Source organism: Arenimonas caeni, assembly GCF_003024235.1.
GTDB classification, from domain to species: domain Bacteria; phylum Pseudomonadota; class Gammaproteobacteria; order Xanthomonadales; family Xanthomonadaceae; genus Arenimonas; species Arenimonas caeni.
The window spans coordinates 222,293-241,122 of the sequence record NZ_KZ679084.1; the positions used below are offsets into that span (position 1 = coordinate 222,293).

The window sequence follows — 18,830 nt, forward strand, 5'->3', positions numbered from 1 at the left end:
GTCCCGAGACATGCCAATGACCTTCCGCGCCAAGCCGCTCGCCCTCGCCCTTTCGATTTCCTTCGCGCTGGCCGCCTGCCAGCCGGCCGCCGACCAGACCGCCCCCGAGGCGCCGAAGCTGGTGGTGGACCTGTCGCAGGTTGCCCAGCAGCCGATCTCGCTCAACGTCGCCGACCTCGACACCTCGATCGAGGCCTGCCAGGACTTCAACGGCTTCGTGAACTCCAAGTGGCTCGCCGCCAACCCGGTGCCGGCCGACCGCACCACCTGGGGCGCCTTCCCGGCGCTGGGCGAGCGCTCGCTGCAGGTGCAGCACGAGATCGCCAAGGCCGCGGCCGCCGGCAGCTGGCCGGCCGGTTCGATGGAGCAGAAGGTCGGTGACTTCTTCGCCGCCGGCATGGACGAGGCCGCGATCGAGGCCGCCGGCCTGACGCCGATCCAGGCCGAGCTCGACGCCATCGCCGCGCTCACCGCCACCAGCGACATCCCGGGCTTCCTGGGCGACTCGTACGCCAGCGGCCAGGGCATGCTGTTCGGCTTCTACGCGATGGCCGACTACAACGACTCGACCACCAACATCGCCTACGCCGGCCAGGGCGGCCTGTCCCTGCCCGAGCGCGCCTACTACCTGGAAGACCGCGAGGACTACAAGCTCGCCCGCGCCGCCTTCCTCGACCACGTGGCCAAGCTGATGCAGCTGGCCGGCGCCGACGAGGAGACCGCCAAGGCCCAGGCCCAGGTGGTGATGGACTTCGAGACCCGCCTGGCCAAGGCCTCGCTGGGCCGCCTAGAGCTGCGCGACCCGGCCACCCGCTACAACCCGGTGAGCCTGGCCGATGCCGACGCCTTGACCCCGAACTTCAGCTGGACGGCCTTCTTCGCCGACCTGGGCGTGAATGCGCCGGAAAAGTTCTCGCTGGCCAACCCGAACTTCTTCAAGGAGTTCGACGCCATGCTGGCCGACGTGCCGCTGGAGCAGTGGCAGACCTGGCTGCGCTTCCGCGCCATCGACGGCGCCTCGCCCTACCTGGGCAAGGCCTTCGTCGAGCGCAACTTCGAGTTCTACGCCAAGACCCTGCGCGGCCAGCAGGAGCAGCAGGAGCGCTGGAAGCAGGTGCTCGGCGCGCTCAACGGCTCGATGGGCGAAGGCTTCGGCCAGCTCTACGTGGCCCAGGCCTTCCCGCCGGAGTCGAAGGCGAAGATGGAGGAACTGGTGGGCAACCTGATGGCCGCGCTCAAGGTGCGCCTCGAGAACCTCGAGTGGATGAGCGAGGACACCAAGGCCAAGGCGGTCGAGAAGTGGTCCTCGTTCACGCCCAAGGTGGGCTACCCGGACAAGTGGCGCGACTGGAACGGCCTGGAGATCAGCCGCGACAGCTACGCCGGCAACCTGATGGCCGCGGCCGCCTTCAACTACCGCTACAACCTCGACAAGATCGGCAAGCCGGTCGACCGCAGCGAGTGGGGCATGAGCCCGCAGACGGTGAACGCCTACTACCGGGCCACCGCCAACGAGATCGTGTTCCCGGCCGCCATCCTGCAGCCGCCGTTCTTCGACGTTAACGCCGACGACGCGCTCAACTACGGCGGCATCGGCGCGGTGATCGGCCACGAGATGCTGCACGGCTTCGACGACCAGGGCAGCAAGTTCGACGCCCAGGGCAACATGGCCAACTGGTGGACCGACGAGGACCGCGCCAAGTTCGAGGCCGCCGCCTCGAAGCTGGCCGACCAGTACAGCGGCTACGAGGCGCTGCCGGGCCTGTTCGTGAACGGTCGCCTGGGCCTGGGCGAGAACATCGCCGACCTCGGCGGCACCACCGTCGCCTACGACGCGCTCAAGCGCGCCCAGGGCGAGGGCTTCACCGACCCGATGATCGACGGCTACAGCCAGGACCAGCGCTTCTACATGAACTGGGCCACGGTCTGGCGCATCGCCTTCACCGAAGCCCAGCTCAAGCAGCAGCTGACGGTCGGCCCGCACTCGCCGGGCATGTTCCGCGCCATCGGCGCGCCCTCGAACCAGCAGGCCTTCGCCGACGCCTTCGGCTGCAAGGCGGGCGACAAGATGGTGCGTTCGGGCGACGACCGCGTCGTCATCTGGTAAGCCCCGCCCCACCGCTGCACCGAAAAGCCCGGCCTCGCGCCGGGCTTTTCCTTTTCCGCGCCCCGCGCGGGCCCCTGCCCTGCTGCACCTGCAGGCGGTCTGGATCTTCCACAGGAGCCGCTTCAGGGGTGAAGCCTTATGCCTTCCGTCGGGTTGGTCGCCCCCGGCGACCAACCCGACGGAAGGCGGTCGAAGGCAAAGGGCGTCGGCCCCGAAGGGCGTCCTGCGAGGGCGAGGCGTGACTATCGACTTATGCCGGCCCCCGGCCGCGGGCGCAGAATCGGGGGTGGTGGGCATGCCCGGCGGAGTCGGGCCCGAAGGCCCTCCTACGTTCATTTCTTGCCGCCCCCGCCCGGGGGCACGGAGCCCCTCGTGAATTTCCGCACCCTCAAACCCCTGTCGCTGGCCCTCGCCGTCAGCGTCGCCCTTGCCGCCTGCCAAAAGGCCGAGACCCCGGCCGACACCGCCGTGGCCGAGCCGGCCAGGCCGGCCATCGACCTGGCCAGCCTCAAGACCCCGGTCAGCTCGCTGCAGGCCGCCGACCTCGACACCAGCGTCTCCGCCTGCACCGACCTCGACCAGTTCGTGAACGCCAAGTGGCTCGCCGCCAACCCGGTGCCGGCCGACCGCACCACCTGGGGCAGCTTCGAACTGCTGGCCGACCGCTCGCTCGAGATCCAGCGCGCCCTGGTCGAGAACCTCGCCGCCACCAACGCCGACACCGGCACCGCCAAGCTCATCGGCGACGTCTGGGCCACCGGCATGGACGAGGCCGGCATCGAAGCCGCCGGCCTGGCGCCGATCCAGTCGATCCTCGATTCCATCGCCGCGCTCGACTCCGGCGACGCGGTGGCCGAGTGGCTGCGCGGCAACTACGCCAAGGGCCAGGGCTACGTGTTCGGCTTCGGCCCGAGCCCGGACTTCGCCAACTCGAGCATGAACATCGCCTACGCCGGCCAGGGCGGCCTGGGCCTGCCGGACAAGGGCTACTACTTCGACGACCAGCACGCCGGCATCCGCGAGGCCTACGTCGCGCACGTGGCCAAGGTGCTCGAGCTGGCCGGCGCCGACGCCGCCACCGCCGCCGCGCAGGCCGCCGAGGTGATGGCCTTCGAGACCCGCCTGGCCAAGGTGTCGATGTCGAGCGAGGAGCTCTCGCGCGACGTGTCCAAGTACTACAACCCGGTGAGCCTGGCCGACGCCGACGCGATCAGCCCGAACTTCCCGTGGTCGAAGTTCTTCGACTCGCAGGGCATCGCCGCGCCGGCGATGTTCTCGCTGGCCCAGCCCGACTTCCACAAGGAAGTGAGCAGCATGCTCGCCGACGTGCCGGTCGCCACCTGGCAGGCCTACCTGCGCTACCAGGCCATCGACAGCGCCGCGCCCTTCCTGGCCAGCGCCTACGCCGAGGAGAACTTCAACTTCTACGGCCGCACCCTGCGCGGCCAGCAGGAGATGCAGCCGCGCTGGAAGCGCGTGCTCAACACCATCAATGGCCAGATGGGCGAGGCCCTGGGCCAGGAGTACGTGCAGGTCGCGTTCTCGCCCGAGGCCAAGGAGCGCATGCAGCAGCTGGTGGGCAACCTGTCCGAAGCGCTCAAGGCCCGCATCGAGGGCCTGGAGTGGATGGGCGAGGACACCAAGGCCAAGGCGCTCGAGAAGTGGGCCGCTTTCACGCCCAAGATCGGCTACCCGGACAAGTGGCGTGACTGGAGCGGCCTGCAGACCGGCCGCGACAGCTACGTGGCCAACCTGATGGCCGCCAACGAGTTCAACTACCGCTTCAACCTGGCCAAGATCGGCCAGCCGGTCGACAAGACCGAGTGGCAGATGAGCCCGCAGACGGTCAACGCCTACTACAACCCGCTGGCCAACGAGATCGTCTTCCCGGCCGCCATCCTGCAGCCGCCCTTCTTCGACCTGCAGGCCGACGACGCGCTCAACTACGGCGGCATCGGCGCGGTGATCGGCCACGAGATGATCCACGGCTACGACGACCAGGGCAGCCGCTTCGGTGCCTCGGGCAACTTCGAGAACTGGTGGTCCGACAAGGACAAGGCCGGCTTCGAGGAGCGCACCGGCAAGCTGGTGGCACAGTTCGACGAGTACGTCGCCATCGACGACCTGCACGTCAACGGCAAGCTGACGCTGGGCGAGAACATCGCCGACCTCGGCGGCCTGGCCGTGGCCTACGACGCCCTGCAGCGTGAGCTGGCCACCAAGAAGGTGGGCGAGATCGACGGCTACACCCAGGACCAGCGCTTCTTCATGAACTGGGCCACCGTCTGGCGCCGCAACTTCAAGCCCGAGGAGCTGAAGGTGCGCCTGCAGACCGACCCGCACGCCCCGGCGCGCTTCCGCGCGATCGGCGCGCCCTCGAACCTGCCGACCTTCGCCGCCGCCTTCGGCTGCCAGGCCGGCGACCCGATGGTGCGCCCGGCCGACAAGCAGGTCGCCATCTGGTGACCTGAACAGGCTGGAGCGGCAGTCACGACGGCCCGGGACCTCCCGGGCCGTCTTTTCTTGGGAGCCACCCCGCCCCGGCGGTAGAATCGCCCTCCCCCACGAGGAGTCCGCGATGTCCCTGCGCACCGCCCCCCTGTTTGCCGCCCTCCTGCTCAGCCTGGCCGCCGCCCCCGCCGCCGCCCAGCGGGCGCCCGCCAAACCGGCCGCCTGCGTCGACTTCTACGCCCATATCAACCACGACTGGCTGGCCGCGAACCCGCTGCCGGCCGGCCGCACCGCCTTCAGCCGCTGGGACGAGCTGACCGCCCTGGGCCTGGCCCAGCGCAACCAGGTGCTGGGCGCGACCACCGCGCCCGAGGGCGCCACCGTCTCCCTGCACCTGGCCCAGCTGTTCGCCTCGGCCCAGGACGAGGCCGGCATCGAGGCCAATGGCCTCAAGTCGCTGGCGCCGCTGTTCGAAGTGATCGAGGCCATCCGCCGCAAGAAGGACATCGCCCCCGCCATCGCCCGCCTGCACGCCCTGGGCATGCCGGTGCTGGTGGACGTGCAGGTGCTGCGCGACGACAAGGGCGAGCCGTACGCCCAGCTCGGCGCCGGCGGCCTGGGCCTGCCCGACGCCGGCTTCTACACCGGCGGCGAACCCGAACTGGCCGCGGTGCGCACCCAGTACAAGGCCGCGCTGGCCGAGTGGCTGCGCCACGGCGGCGTCGCCAGCCGCGACGTGGCCGCGCAGGCCGAGGGCGCCTGGCAGTTCGAGCTGATCCTGGCCAACGCCACCGCCGCCGGCACGCCCTTCCAGGTGATGAAGATCGAGGACGCCGCCAAGGTGGCCGGCGCGCTGGAGATCCAGGGCCTGCTGGCCGCGCACGGCCTGAAGGCCAGCCAGGTGGCGATGACCGGCCCGGGCTTCTTCCGCGCCATCGACCAGATGATCAACCGCAACAAGCCCGAGCAGTGGCGCGCCTACCTGCGCGCCCAGGTGCTGCGCGAGATGGCGCCCACGCTCGGCAAGTCGCTGCACGACCCCTGGGTGCAGCTCTACGACGTGACCCTGGGTGGCCAGGCCGAACCCACCCCGCGCGCGGTGCGGGCGCGCCAGGTGCTCGAGGCGCGCGTGCCGGGCTTCCTGGACGCGGCCTACACCGAACGTTTCCTGCCGGTGCCGCGCCAGCGCCGGGCCCAGGAGATCGCCGCGCAGGTGCGCGCCGCCGCCGGCGCCGCCATCGACCGCGCGCCCTGGCTCAGCGCCGCCGGCAAGGCCGGTGCCCGCCAGCGCCTGGACGCGATGACGATCCAGGTGGGCCTCGACGCCCCCGCCAACCTGTTCGACGACCTGGTCTTCAAGCGCGACGACCTGGCCGGCAACGTGCTGGCCCTGCGCCGCTGGCTGATGAAGTACTCGCTGCCGCGCGCGCGCTACGCCTGGCCGGCGGAGCAATGGCAGCCCCTGGTGGCCTGGATGCCCGGGGAAAACCGCCTGGTGGTGACCTCGGCCACGCTGCAGCCGCCGGTGATCGGCGACGCCGCCGACGCCGGCGACTACGGCAGCTTCGGCGGCCTGCTGGCCCAGCAGATGATGCTGGCCTTCCAGGCCTGGGACGGCGCCGACGCCACGGCCTGGAACCAGCGCGCCGCGCCGCTGGTCCCGCAATACAACGCCTACTCCGCCACCGGCGGCGCTACCCGCGTCAACGGCACCCGCACCCTCGCCCAGAACCAGGCCGACCTGGCCGGGCTGGAGATCGCCTGGCAGGCCCTGGCCGCAGGCGGCGAACCGAACCAGGCGCAGGCCCAGGCCTTCTTCGCCGGCTGGGCCGGGCTGTGGGCGCGCCAGGACCAGGCCCAGGCCCTGGCCGACGCGCAGGCCAGCACCGACCACGCGCCGGCGCGCTGGCGCGTGAATGGCCCGCTGGCCAACCTGCCCGCCTTCGGCAAGGCCCACGCCTGCCCGGCCCGCGCCGCGATGCAGCGCGCGGCCAAGGACCAGGTGGCGTTCTGGCGCTGATGGACAAGCTCTTCGCCCCCGGACAACGCTGGTTCTCGAGCGCCGAACCCGAACTCGGCCTGGGCACGGTGCTGCGCCTGGCCGGACGCCAGGTGCAGATCGTCTTCACTGGCTCGGGCGTGGTGCGCATGTACGCGCTGGGCTCGGCGCCGCTGCTGCGGGCGGTGTTCCGCCCCGGCGAGCGGGTGCGCGTCGGCGGCCACGACCTCGAGGTCGCGCAGGTCGAGGCGCGCGGCGCGCTGGTGCACTACCTGTGCGGCGAACACTGGCACGCCGAGGGCGAGCTCGATGCCGAACAGCCGGTGTCGCAGGCCGACTCGCGCCTGCTCTCGGGCCGGGTCGATCGCAACGACCAGTTCGAGTTCCGGGTCGAAAGCCTGCGCCGCCGCGCCGAGGCGCGCGCGCACCCGGGCTGGGGCGTGCTGGGCGCGCGCATCGACCTGGTGCCGCATCAGCTGCAGGTGGCCGAGGCCGCCGCCGCGCGCCGGCCGCCGCGCCTGCTGCTGGCCGACGAGGTCGGCCTGGGCAAGACCATCGAAGCCTGCCTGGTCACCGCCCAGGCGCTGGCCTCGGGCCGCGCGCGCCGCGTGCTGGTGCTGGTGCCCGAGAGCCTGGTCAACCAGTGGTTCGTCGAACTGCTGCGCCGCTTCAACCTTGCCTTCGCCATCTACGACGAGGAGCGCTGCGAGTCGATCGAGCTCACCGAGCCGCGGGCCAATCCCTTCGAGGACGAGCAGTGCGTCATCGCCTCGGTGGACTGGCTGGCCAGCCACGAAAAGCGCGCCCGCCAGGCACTCGAGGCCGGCTGGGACCTGCTGCTGGTGGACGAGGCGCACCACCTGGTGTGGACGCCGGAGTTCACCAGCCCCGGCTATGCCCTGGTCGAAGCGCTGTCGGCGCGCACGCCGGGCCTGCTGCTGCTGACCGCGACGCCGGAACAGCTGGGCCTGGGCGGCCACTTCGCGCGCCTGCGCCTGCTCGACCCGGCCCGCTACACGGATCTTGAAGCCTTCCGCGCCGAGACCCGCGGCTACCTCGCCCTCTCGGGCCTGGCCGGCCGCCTGCTCGACGGCGAGGCCCTGACCACCGGCGACATGCAGCCGCTGGCGGCGCTGTTCCCCGGCGATGACGAGCACCTGGCCCAGCGCCTGGGCCGCATCGCCAACGGCGACGCCGCCGAGCGCGATGCGCTGCTGGCCGACCTGGTCGACCGCCACGGCACCGGCCGGGTGATGGTGCGCAACCGTCGCGCCGCGGTCGGTGGCTTCCCGGAACGCATCCCGCACGTCACCACCCTGCCCGCGCCGGAGGACCCGACCGTGCTCGGCCGTCTGCGCGCCGAGTTCGCCCACGACGTCGGCGACACCGACGACGAGCCGGAGCACGACTTCACGCGCGACCCGCGCATGGACTGGCTGCTCGAAACGCTCGAGGCCGTGGCGCCGGCCAAGGTGCTGCTGCTGTGCCGCTCGCGCGCCAAGGTGCAGGCCATCGAGGAAGCCCTGCGCCTGCGCAGCGGCCTGCAGGTGGCGCGTTTCCACGAAGACATGAACCTGCTCCAGCGCGACCGCAACGCCGCCTACTTCGCCGACCCGGAGGGCGCGCGCCTGCTGGTGTCGAGCGAGATCGGCGCCGAAGGCCGCAACTTCCAGTTCGCCCAGCACCTGCTGCTGTGGGACCTGCCGCTGCACCCGGACATGCTCGAGCAGCGCATCGGCCGGCTCGACCGCATCGGCCAGCAGGGCGACGTGCACCTGCACGCCGCCGCCGTCGCCGGCAGCGCGCAGGAAGTGCTGCAGCGCTGGCTGCACGAGGGCCTGGACGCCTTCCGCCAGGTGCTGCCCGACGGCCGCGAGCTGCTGCGCAGCTTCGGCGCCGAGCTGCTGGACCTGGCCGCGCAGGATGCCGACGCGCGCGAGCCGGCCTTCACCGGGCTGCTTGAACGCAGCCGCACGAAACACGCGGAACTCTCGCGCCTGATCGCCGAGGGCCGCGACCGCCTGCTCGAACTTGGCAGCCGCGGCCTGGGCGAAGCCGACGCGCTGCGCCGCGCCCTGGCCGAGGACGACGCCCACGCGGCGCTCGACGACTTCCCGCTGCGCCTGCTGGAAAGCTTCGGCGTGCACAACGAACCGCTGGGCCCGAACACCTGGGTGCTCGACCCCGAGCACCTGACCGTGGACGGCTTCGAAGAGCTGCGCCAGGGCCCGCGCGCCTGCACCACCGACCGCGCCACCGCGCTCGCGCGCGACGACCTGCTCTACCTGCGCCCGGACCACCCGCTGGTGCTGTCGGCGCTCGACCTGCTGGTCTCGGGCGAATCAGGCAACGCCGCCTTCCTGGTGGACGACGCGCTGCCGCCGCGCACCGTGGTGCTCGAGGCCGTGAACGTGATCGAGTGCGTGGCCGAGCGCCGGCTCGACATCGAGCGCTGGCTGCCGCCGGCGCCGCTGTCGGTGGCGGTGGACACGCGCCTGCAGCCGCGCCCGGACTTCGCGCCCGGCGAGCGCGCGCGCCATCGCGCCGGCGACCGCGTGTTCGACCTCGGCCCGCAGCGCAAGGTGCTGGCGGCGCTGGTGCCGCCGATGCTCGAACGCGCGAGGGAAGCCGCGCAGACGGCGGCGCAGGCGCGCATCGAGGCCGCGCTGGCCGCGGCGGCGGCGTCCTTCGATGCCGAGCTGGCGCGCCTGCGCGCGCTGGCGCGGGTCAACCCGGCGGTTCGCCCGGCGGAGATCGCCGGGCTCGAAGCCGAACGCGAGGCCGTGCTGGCCGCCCTGCCCACCGCGCGTCCGCGCCTGGACAGCCTGCGACTGGTCGCCAGCCCCGACTTCCTGCAGCTGCGCCGCTGACCGGCCTCAGTCGCGGATGCGCACCGACTGGTCGTCGTAGACCAGCGGCACCAGCACCGTGCGCGTCGGCGCGCCGTCGGCCACGGCATTGAAGCGCAGGCGCTGCACCGACGCCCTCAGCGCTTCGCCGGCGGCCGGCCCGGGCAGGCTCTCGACCACCAGCGCCTGGCTCACCTCGCCCGACGGCGCGATGTGCAGGCGGAACAGGGCCATGCCCGGCCGGTGCAGGTCATGGCGGCGGACGGTGTTGCGGCCACCCGACAACGGCACGCGCCCGCTGCCGCGCAGCTCGGTCGGATAGACTTGGTGCAGGGGCCGGCAGGGCGGGCCGGCGGTGGCGTCGTCGCCCGGCCCGGCCGCGAAGCCGGCTTCGATCCGGGGACCGAAGCGATCGAGCACGGCCCTGACGTTGCCAGCCACCCGTTCCTCGGTCTCCTGGCCGGGCGGCAGCGCCGCGAAACCGCGCCTGATCAGGTCGGCCTGGTAGGTCCGGTGCTGGCTGGGCTCCCTGATCTGCATGTAGTGGGCGTAAAGCTGGGCCCAGACCATGCCCGACATCGCGTCGCCGTGGGCCAGCTCGAGTTCGGCCGAAGACGCCATCGCGGTCAGCTCGCCATCGAGCGCGGCGTCCGCCAGCAGCTCGCGCGCCTTCTGCAGGTCGGCATCGACCAGCGCCGCCGGATGGCTCCGCCCCAGGCGGTAGAGCGCACCCATCCGCAGCTTCTGGGAGGCCGAGGGATCTTCCTGCTGCCAGCGGGCCAGCGTCTCCAGGCGGCGGGCCGGGTCGGCGCCCGGGTCTTCGGGCAACCCGGACGGGTCGGGGCCGGCACACAGCGGCAGGGCATCGTCCGCGCGGACGTCGGCGGCAAGGCCAAGGGCGAACAGCAGCACCAGCGGGAGCAGTCGCGTCATCCTGGCTTTTCCTGGGGTGGGAAAGGCTCAGCGCACCAGCCGCGGGCCGCGCGGCCGGAACGGCGGCTGGCCGCGCCAGTAGCGGATCATCAGCCAGCCGAACAGCATGCCGCCCAGGTGCGCGAAGTGCGCCACGCCCGAGGCGGTGTTGAACACGCCCATCAGCAGCTCGATGGCGCCGAAGACGATGACGAAGGTGCGCGCCTTCATCGGGATCGGCGGGAACAGCAGCATGACCTTGCGGTTCGGGAACAGCATGCCGTAGGCCAGCAGCAGGCCGAAGATGCCGCCCGAGGCGCCCACGGTCGGGTAGACGCCCTGGCCGGTGATGCCGCTGGTGACGACGATCAGCTGGATCAAGCCGGCGCCGGCGACGCAGGCGAGGAAGTAGCCGAGGAAACGACGCGAGCCCCAGGCCTGCTCGAGCGAGCCGCCGAACATGAAGATCGCCAGGCCGTTGAAGAACAGGTGGCCGAAGCTGCCATGCAGCGCGCCATAGGTGAGGATCTGCCAGGGCAGGAAGCCGATCGTGAAGGGCAGGCCGTCGGGCCCGGTGCCGATGACGTGCTCGCCCAGCGGCCAGAGCGCGAAATAGAGGATGGCGATTTCCGGCGCGAGCATCTGCGCCAGGTAGGCCACCACCAGTGCGATCAGCAGCGCCTTGGTGACCGGGGGAAGTGCGTACATGCGGGCATCCGTTTCGGGGGCGGCCCATCATAGCGTCGGCCGCGGCGCCGAAGCAGGCCTCAGTCCGGCGGCGCCCAGAGCATCTGGTCAAGCGTGGCGGCGGCGCGCTGGCCGCGCACGCGCCCGGCCTCGACCCGCACGCCCTCGGCCCGCAGGCGCTGCACCTGCTCGTCGAAGCCAGGCGAACCCGGCGGGAAGGCGATCCGTCCGTCCGAGCGCAGCACCCGGTGCCAGGGCAGGCCCGGTTCGTCGCCGGCCGAGAGGATGCGCGCCACCAGCCGCGCGCGGCCCGGCAGTCCGGCGCGCCGCGCGACCTCGCCATAGCCGGCCACTTCGCCCGGCGCCAGCGCCTTCACGGCCGCCAGCACGAGGCGGCGGTTGCGTCCGGCCGGGGTTTCCTTGGGCTTTGCGGGCATGGGCGCTAGGATACCCCTCCCCCCATGCGATGCACTCCGACATGCAGAACTTCGAACAGATCCGCAGCCACCTGCAGGGCAAATACAAGCTCACCGCCAGCGAGCCCTACCTGGTGTGCGTGCAGCTCTCGCTCGACCAGGGCCGGCGGCACCAGAGCATCTTCCTGTCGGAGATGATGGGCGAGGACGGGCGCGGCTACCTGCGCGTGAGCACGGTGATCGCGCCGATGACCGGCATCGACGCCCGGCGCATGCTGGCCTTCAACTGGCAGAGCCCGGTGGGCTACCTGGCCATCGGCGAACTCGACGGCGTGCCCTGGCTGCAGCTGTGCGAGAACCGCCCCTACGACTGCGTCGTGGCCGCCGAGATCGACCGCCTCGTGCTCGAGATCGGTGGCCTCGGCGACCAGATGGAACGCATGCTCTCGGCCGGCGGCGACCTGCTCTGAACCGGGCTTATTCCCAGCCCATGGCGATCACGCCACGGTAGAGCAGCCAGGCCATGCCGCCCGAGGCGGGGATGGTCAGGATCCACGCCCAGACGATCTTCTGGATGATGTTCCACTTGAGCGCGCGCGGGTTCTTGGCCACGCCCACGCCCATGATCGCGGTCGAGATCGAGTGCGTGGTGGACACCGGCATGCCGAAGTGCGCGGCCAGCGACAGGATGGTGGCCGAGCTGGTTTCCGCGGCGAAGCCGTGGATCGGGTGCAGCTTCACCATCTTGTGGCCGAGCGTCTTGATGATGCGCCAGCCGCCGGCCGCGGTGCCGGCCGCCATCACCAGGGCGCAGGTGACCACGATCCAGGTCTCGATGCCCTCGGCGTCGCCCGGGTGCATGAAGGCCAGCCAGGACGGCAGGTTGTCGAGCGTGCCGGCCGCCTCGGCGCCGATCAGGGCCAGGGCGATGATGCCCATGGTCTTCTGCGCGTCGTTGGTGCCGTGGGCCCAGCCCATGTAGGCCGCCGAGACGATCTGGGCCTTGCCGAAGGTGAAGTTGATCCACTTTGGCCGGGAAATGCGCGCCAGCCAGCCGCCGGCGCCGTTCATGGCGCTGACGATGGCCATGAGCGCGCCCATCATGAACAGGCCGAGGAAGAAGCCGGCCACCGGCGAGGTGACCATCGGCAGCACCACCTTCCAGAAGATGCCCTGGCTCTTGGTCCAGACCTCGGCCTGCTGCGACCAGATCAGCACGTCGACGTTGTTGCCCGAGGCCGCCAGCGCCGCGCCGATCAGGCCGCCGATCAGCGCGTGGCTGGACGAGGACGGCAGGCCGAACCACCAGGTGATCAGGTTCCAGATGATGCCGCCCGAGAGTGCGCAGATCAGCACCTGCGAACCGACCACCAGCACGTTGGCGTCGATCAGGCCCGAGGAGATGGTCTTGGCCACGGCGGTGCCGGACAGGGCGCCGATGAGGTTCATCACGGCCGCCAGCGACACGGCCTGCAGAGGCGTGAGCACCTTGGTGGCCACCACCGTGGCGATGGAGTTGGCGGTGTCGTGGAAACCGTTGATGTACTCGAAGACCAGCGCGACGAGCACGACCACCAGCACCAGGATCAGGGCGGTGGACATGGATCAGGAGTTCTTGAGCACGATGTGGTAGACGACGTTGCCGGCATCGCGGCAGCGGTCGATGGCCTTCTCCAGGATCTCGTAGAGGTCCTTGAGGATCAGGTAGCGCATCGGGTCGGTTTCGTTGGTGTAGGTGTCCCGGTACATCTCCAGGATCAGCCGGTCGGCCTCCGACTCGATGGCCTGCAGCTTGTCGTTGAGCGCCTTGGTGCCCTCGAGCGACATGCCCTTGCGCAGGGTGCCCACCATTTCCTCGAGCACGGCGCAGGCGCGCTCGAGCATGGCCGCGCGCGGCACGAAGTCGGCGTCGCCCACCCGCTCGGAGGCCAGCTCGTAGCGCTCGGCGAACTTCTCGACCACCTTGGGGATCTTGTAGAGGGCGCTCGACAGTTCTTCGATGTCCTCGCGCTCGAGCGCGGTGACGAAGGTGTTCACCAGCTCCTGGCTGATCTCGGCCGCCAGGTCCTTCTCGCGCTGCCGGGCCAGCTTGAACTTCTCCTGGCTGCGCTGGGCCGGCGGCGTGGCCAGCAGCTCGCCCAGGGCCCGGGCGCTCTCGCGCGCGGCGGCGGCGCTGGCCTCGAGCAGGCCATAGAACTTGTCGCCCTTGCCGAAGATGGTCTGGAGGGAAAACATCGCGGAATCCTGTGCTTGGCCGGGCCAACCGGCCTTCGGAAGGCGCGTATGTTACACCCATGTGACCGCCCGCAACCCCGGGGGCGGCCCGGGCCTGTGGCATAGTTTCGCCATTCCCCCGCCTCCAACCGACCCCGGAGCCCCTTGCCGGCCCTGCCCGGTAGCCCATGACCCTCGACCTCGCCCTCGTCCTGTTCCTCATCCTCTGCAACGGCTTCTTCGCCCTGTCGGAGATGTCCGTGGTCACCTCCCGCAAGGCCCGCCTCAAGCAGCAGGCCGGGGAGAGCCGCCGGGCCAAGGCCGCCCTGGAGCTGGCCGAACACCCCGAGCGCTTCCTGTCCACGGTGCAGGTGGGAATCACCCTGATCGGCATCCTCACCGGCATGTACGGCGGCGAGGCGATCGGCGTGCGCATCCAGGCCCTGATCGAGCCCTTCTTCGAGGACCCGGACTGGGCGCGCAACATCGGCCTGGGCGTGAGCGTCGGCCTGATCACCTTCACCACCATCATCCTGGGCGAGCTGCTGCCCAAGCGCATCGCGCTGCTGGCCCCCGAGCGCATCGCCGGGGCGGTGGCGATGCCGATGAACCTGCTGTCGATCATGGCGACCCCGGCCGTGTGGCTGCTTTCGTTCACCACCCGCAACCTGCTGCGCCTGCTGCGCCTGGACCGCGGCCAGGCCGACCAGGTGACGGAAGAGGAGATCCGCATGCTGGTGGCCGAGAGCCACGAGCAGGGCGTGATCGACGCCGACGAGCGCAACATGATCAACCGCGTGCTGCGCCTGGGCGACCGCTCCAGCGCCGGCCTGATGACCCCGCGCACGCGCATCGTCTGGCTAGACGCCTCGGCCAGCTACGAGGAGAACCTGGCGACCATGCGCGAGACACCGTTCGCGCGCTACCCGGTGTACCGCGGCTCGGACGCCGAGGTGCTGGGCATCCTCGAGGTGAAGGCCCTCACCGGCATGATCGGCCGCGACGGCTCGAACGCCGAGCTGTTCCGCGAGCTGCGCCCGGCCCTGTTCGTGTCCGAATCGACCCAGGCCATGAAGCTGCTGGAGATCTTCCGCGAGGAGCAGCAGACCCTAGCCCTGGTGGTGGACGAGTACGGCGACATCCAGGGCATGGTCTCGTCCAACGACCTGCTGGCCGCCGTGCTGGGCCGCGTCCAGGACACCGAGGGCGCGCCCGAGGAGGCCCTGGTGGTCACCCGTGCCGACGGCTCCTACCTGGTGGACGGCCGGCTCTCGACCGAGGAGCTGCGCGAGCTGCTCTCGCTCACCCGCCTGCCCGACGAGGAAGACGGCGACTACCACACCGCCGCCGGCATGGTGATCGCCCAGTTCGGCCGCATCCCGCATTCAGGCGAGCACTTCGACTGGGCCGGCTGGCGCTTCGAAGTGGTCGACCTCGACGGCGCCCGCATCGACAAGCTGCTGGTGGCGCGGCTGCCCGAGCCCGAGCGCGAGGATGGGATTTAGCACGGATAAAGCCGGGCCCACCCAGACTGCCAGGCCATGAGCCCCGCCGAAATCAGTACCCGCGCCCTGCTCGACGCCCTGTCCGAAGGCAACGGCGACACGGGCAACGGGCCGCTGACGCTCGGCGGCGTGCTCGACCGCTTCCGCGCCCGCGCCTTCGGCATCTTCCTGCTGCTGGCCGTACTGCCCGCCTTCGTGCCCCTGCCGGTGGGCGCCGGCGCCGTCAGCGGCCCGCTGGTGAGCCTGGCCGGGCTGCAGCTGCTGGTGCTGATGGCCCACCCCTGGGTGCCGGGTTTCCTGTCGCGCCGGCCGCTGTCGCGCGAGGGCGTGGCCAGGTTCCGTGACCGCACCTCGGGCCTGCTGCGCCGGCTCGAGAAGCTCAGCCGCCCGCGCACCGAGTGGGTCATCGACCACGCCGCCGCGCGCATGTTCACCGGCCTGCTGCTGGTGCTGCTGGGTTTCCTGCTGGCCCTGCCGATCCCGGCCACCAACTACCCTTTCGGCCTGGTCCTGCTGGCCTACGCCATCGCCCTGATCGAGCGCGACGGCCGGCTGATGCTGGTGGCCTGGATCCTGGGCATCGCCCAGATCGTGGTGCTGGTGGTGTTCTCGGGCCAGCTGGCCGGCGCACTGGCCGACGTGCTGGACTGGGCCCGCGGCCTATTCGGCTGATTCGCGGAAGGAACGGCGCATGTCGTTGGCCGGCATCGGCCGGCCCAGCCAGAAGCCCTGGCCCTGGTCGCAGCCGCGCTCGCGCAGCACGGCGTACTGGCCCTCGGTCTCGATGCCCTCGGCCACCACGGTGATGCCCAGCGAATGCGCCATGGCGATGATCGCCGAGGTCAGCGCCAGGTCGTCCGGGTCGCGCAGCACGTCGGCGACGAAGCTGCGGTCGATCTTCACGCCGTCCACGGGCACCCGGCGCAGGTGGCTCAGGCCCGAGAAGCCGGTGCCGAAGTCGTCCAGCCAGACCTTCACGCCGGTGGCGCGCAGGCGCGAGAGCAGCGCGCTGGCCTGGGCCTCGTCGCCCAGCACCGCGGTCTCGGTGAGTTCGAGGTGCAGCTGCCCCGGCGCCACGCCGGTCGAGGCCAGGGCGCTGGCGACCACGTCCGGCAGGTCGCCACTGCGCAGCTGGCGGGGCGAGATGTTCACCGACACGAAGGGCGGCTCCTGGCCCGGCAGGACCCAGGTGGCGGCGTCGCGGCAGGCCTGCACCAGCACGTGCCGGCCCAGGGCCTCGATCAGGCCGCTCTGCTCGGCGACTTCGATGAACACCGAGGGCGGCACCACGCCGAGGCGCGGGTGCTCCCAGCGGCACAGGGCCTCAGCGCCCATCGGGCGGCCGTCGGCGAGGCGGTAGATGGGCTGGTAGTGCAGGCTCAGCTCGCCACGCTCCCAGGCGCCGCGCAGTTCCTCCTCGAGCTGCACCCGGCGTTCGACCGCCTGGTCCATGGCCTTGGAGTAGAAGCGGTAGCAGCCCTTGCCGGCCACCTTGGCCTGGTACATGGCGATGTCGGCGTTCTTGAGCAGCTGGCCGGCGCTGGAGGCGTCGAAGGGGAACAGGGTGATGCCCACCGAGGCACCCAGGAACACCTGCCGCCCCTGCAGCACCAGCGGCCGCTGCACCTCCTCGATCAGCGCCTCGGCCAGGCGGCCGGAGCTGGCGCGGATGTCCTCGGCCAGGAACAGCACAATGAACTCGTCGCCGCCGAAACGGGCGATCTCGGCGCCCTGCCCGCCAAGGCGCTCGACCGTCATGCGGATGCGCACCGACAGCTGGCCCAGCACTTCGTCGCCGGCTTCGTGGCCCAGGGTGTCGTTGACGCGCTTGAAGTCGTCGAGGTCGACGAACAGCAGGGCCAGCTCGCCGCTGCTGGCCTGCAGGGTGAGCAGGCGGTCGTCGAGCGCCTCGCGGAAGGCCAGGCGGTTGGACAGGCCGGTGAGCGAATCGGTGTAGGCCATGCGGCGGATGTCGCGGTCGTGGCGCGCCACCGCCTCGCTCATGCGATTGAAGCCGCGCACCAGGTCGCCCAGTTCGTCCTGGCGCTCGGAGTGCAGGCCGACCTCGTCGTAGCGGCCTTGTTCGATGCGGCCCGCGGCCTCGGCCAGGGCGCTGATCGGCTGCACGATGCGCCGCTGCAGCAGCCACATGGCCAGGCAGGCGATGCCGAACAGCCCCGCCAGCAGGGTCAGGATCCAGGCCAGCTGCGCGTGGTTGGACGCGGCCAGGCGCTGCTCCAGCGGCCCGAGCACGTCGACCTCGCGGCGGTTGGCGTTCTCGCGCGACAGGCCCACGCGCACGCCGCCGATGCGCTCGCCGCCGATGCGGATCGGGCTGGCGACGTCGAGCAGCGTGTCGTTCCACTGCCCGTGCGGGCCCTCGGCCTGCAGGGCCTCGAAGGCCATCGGGTCGGCCATCGGCTGGCCGAAGGCCGGGATGTCGCCCGAGCCGTCGTGCAGCACCTGGCCCTCGGCGTCGTGGATGATCACGTAGACCACGTCCGGCTGGCGCAGGGTGGCGCGCGCCAGTTCGCCGAGCTTGGCCAGGTCGAGGTAATACAGCGGATTGGTGGCGGCGTCGGCCAGCTGGCTCGACAGGGTCTCGCCGCGGCTGAGCAGGCCTTCGCGGGCGAGCGTGCGCACCGCGCCGGCGCTGATCTGGTGGGCGTCCTCGTTGCTGCGCTTGGTGTGCAGCCAGAGCGCCGAGAACAGCCCGGACACCACCAGCATCACGCCGGCCAGCAGCCACAGCAGTTCACCGCGCAGGCCCAGGCGGAAGGGCAGCCTCATTCCAGCGCCTCCCGCACTTCGCGGGCGCCACGGCGCAGCTCGTCGAGCGCGCGCCGGGTCTCGGCATCGGACTCGTAGAAACCGGTGGTGCGGAAGAACTGGCGCAGCGCGTCGCGCGCCTGCGGGTCCTCGGCGGCGCCCAGCAGCACCTGCTTCAGCCGCGCCGCCACCTCGGGCCGCATGTTGCCGTTGACCAGCTCCATCGCCCGCGGCACCGGGCCGGTGGTGTGGATGACGACCAGGTCGCGGCGGAAGGCGTCCGACACCCGCAGCAGCGACTCCCAGTCCTGGTCGCTGAAGCCGCCGGCGTCGACCAGGCGCTTGTGCACCCAGGTGCCGAGGTTGGCGTCGGTGTTGGCGAAGACGTAACCCACCGAACCCGGGTCGGCCTCGTCGAGCGGCGAAACCATCAGGGTCATCGGCAGGCCGCGCTCGCGCAGCACCATGGCCGGCACCAGGTAGGCACTGGTCGAGGACGGCGACTGGAAGGCGATGGTGTGGCCGCGCAGTTGCGAGAGCTCGGTGATGCCGCTGTCGCGGTGGGTGAAGATGACGCTGCGGTACTCGCGCGAGCCGCTGCGTTCGGTGAGCAGAAGCGGACGGGCGCCGACCTTGTCGGCCAGCAGCAGGCCCGTGCCCGGGGTCTCGGTGACCCAGTCGACCTTGCCGCGGCGCAGGTAGCTCATCATCTGCTGCGGGTCGCGGGCCATCAGGATGCGGCCCTCGGTGATGCCGACGTCCTTCATGCGCGGCACGACGTAATCGAGCAGCGGCTTGAGCTGCTCGTAGTGGCGGCGCGGGTCGTCGCTGATGCGACCGAGCACGAGCACGCCGTCGGAAGCCTGGGCCAGGCCCGACAGCAGCAGGAGCAGCGGGAGAGCCAGACGCACCAGGCCACCG

At 71.2% G+C, this 18,830-nt stretch carries 14 protein-coding genes; 7 read left to right on the forward strand and 7 right to left on the reverse strand.

Going from position 1 to position 18,830, the window contains the following annotated elements:
• Positions 1-16: 16 nt before the first annotated feature.
• The 4 genes from C6N40_RS01140 to rapA all read left to right on the forward strand — a co-directional run bounded on the left by C6N40_RS01140 (position 17) and on the right by rapA (position 9,427).
• Entirely contained in the window at positions 17-2,107 is a 2,091-nt protein-coding gene (locus C6N40_RS01140) for a M13 family metallopeptidase (RefSeq protein WP_106989163.1), read from the forward strand.
• Between the two features lie 372 nt (positions 2,108-2,479).
• Positions 2,480-4,573 carry a M13 family metallopeptidase gene (locus C6N40_RS01145; RefSeq protein WP_106989164.1) on the forward strand — a complete coding sequence of 698 codons (2,094 nt, stop codon included), beginning with the start codon at positions 2,480-2,482 and terminating at the stop codon, positions 4,571-4,573.
• A gap of 112 nt (positions 4,574-4,685) precedes the next feature.
• Positions 4,686-6,578 (forward strand): M13 family metallopeptidase, encoded by a 1,893-nt coding sequence (locus C6N40_RS01150; protein WP_106989165.1) that lies wholly within the window; start codon positions 4,686-4,688, stop codon positions 6,576-6,578.
• Positions 6,578-9,427 (forward strand): RNA polymerase-associated protein RapA, encoded by a 2,850-nt coding sequence (rapA, locus tag C6N40_RS01155; RefSeq protein WP_106989166.1) that lies wholly within the window; start codon positions 6,578-6,580, stop codon positions 9,425-9,427. The genes C6N40_RS01150 and rapA overlap by 1 nt, the downstream gene beginning before the upstream one ends.
• 6 nt (positions 9,428-9,433) lie before the next feature.
• Here rapA and C6N40_RS01160 read toward each other — a convergent pair whose 3' ends face one another.
• From C6N40_RS01160 to C6N40_RS01170, 3 genes are read right to left on the reverse strand one after another with little or no spacing between them, the layout of a single operon-like run.
• Positions 9,434-10,339, reverse strand: coding sequence for an energy transducer TonB (locus tag C6N40_RS01160; protein ID WP_106989167.1), 906 nt, complete (start codon positions 10,337-10,339; stop codon positions 9,434-9,436).
• A 27-nt stretch (positions 10,340-10,366) separates the two neighbouring features.
• A complete protein-coding gene (locus C6N40_RS01165) occupies positions 10,367-11,026 on the reverse strand; it encodes a rhomboid family intramembrane serine protease (protein ID WP_106989168.1) in 660 nt (219 codons plus the stop codon).
• 59 nt (positions 11,027-11,085) lie between these two features.
• Positions 11,086-11,442, reverse strand: coding sequence for an MGMT family protein (locus C6N40_RS01170; RefSeq protein WP_106989169.1), 357 nt, complete (start codon positions 11,440-11,442; stop codon positions 11,086-11,088).
• A 41-nt stretch (positions 11,443-11,483) separates the two neighbouring features.
• On the opposite strand from C6N40_RS01170, the gene C6N40_RS01175 reads away from it, so the two are divergent.
• The gene (locus C6N40_RS01175) at positions 11,484-11,891 is read left to right on the forward strand and encodes a hypothetical protein (RefSeq protein WP_106989461.1); all 408 of its coding nucleotides are present in this window, start codon (positions 11,484-11,486) and stop codon (positions 11,889-11,891) included.
• Between the two features lie 7 nt (positions 11,892-11,898).
• Here the strand turns inward: C6N40_RS01175 and C6N40_RS01180 are convergent, their stop codons facing one another.
• Both C6N40_RS01180 and C6N40_RS01185 read right to left on the reverse strand, forming a co-directional pair.
• Positions 11,899-13,023, reverse strand: coding sequence for an inorganic phosphate transporter (locus C6N40_RS01180; protein ID WP_106989170.1), 1,125 nt, complete (start codon positions 13,021-13,023; stop codon positions 11,899-11,901).
• A 3-nt stretch (positions 13,024-13,026) separates the two neighbouring features.
• Positions 13,027-13,656, reverse strand: coding sequence for a DUF47 domain-containing protein (locus C6N40_RS01185; protein ID WP_106989171.1), 630 nt, complete (start codon positions 13,654-13,656; stop codon positions 13,027-13,029).
• Positions 13,657-13,823: 167 nt separating this feature from the next.
• On the opposite strand from C6N40_RS01185, the gene C6N40_RS01190 reads away from it, so the two are divergent.
• Both C6N40_RS01190 and C6N40_RS01195 read left to right on the forward strand, forming a co-directional pair.
• A complete protein-coding gene (locus C6N40_RS01190; RefSeq protein WP_106989172.1) occupies positions 13,824-15,140 on the forward strand; it encodes a hemolysin family protein in 1,317 nt (438 codons plus the stop codon).
• Positions 15,141-15,176: 36 nt separating this feature from the next.
• Positions 15,177-15,812 carry an exopolysaccharide biosynthesis protein gene (locus C6N40_RS01195; protein ID WP_106989173.1) on the forward strand — a complete coding sequence of 212 codons (636 nt, stop codon included), beginning with the start codon at positions 15,177-15,179 and terminating at the stop codon, positions 15,810-15,812.
• Here the strand turns inward: C6N40_RS01195 and C6N40_RS01200 are convergent.
• Together C6N40_RS01200 and C6N40_RS01205 are read right to left on the reverse strand one after the other, a co-directional pair.
• Positions 15,801-17,930 (reverse strand): putative bifunctional diguanylate cyclase/phosphodiesterase, encoded by a 2,130-nt coding sequence (locus C6N40_RS01200; protein WP_106989174.1) that lies wholly within the window; start codon positions 17,928-17,930, stop codon positions 15,801-15,803. The genes C6N40_RS01195 and C6N40_RS01200 overlap by 12 nt on opposite strands.
• Positions 17,927-18,820 (reverse strand): phosphate/phosphite/phosphonate ABC transporter substrate-binding protein, encoded by an 894-nt coding sequence (locus C6N40_RS01205; protein WP_240183412.1) that lies wholly within the window; start codon positions 18,818-18,820, stop codon positions 17,927-17,929. Before C6N40_RS01205 ends, C6N40_RS01200 begins: the two co-directional genes overlap by 4 nt.
• Positions 18,821-18,830 lie beyond the last annotated feature (10 nt).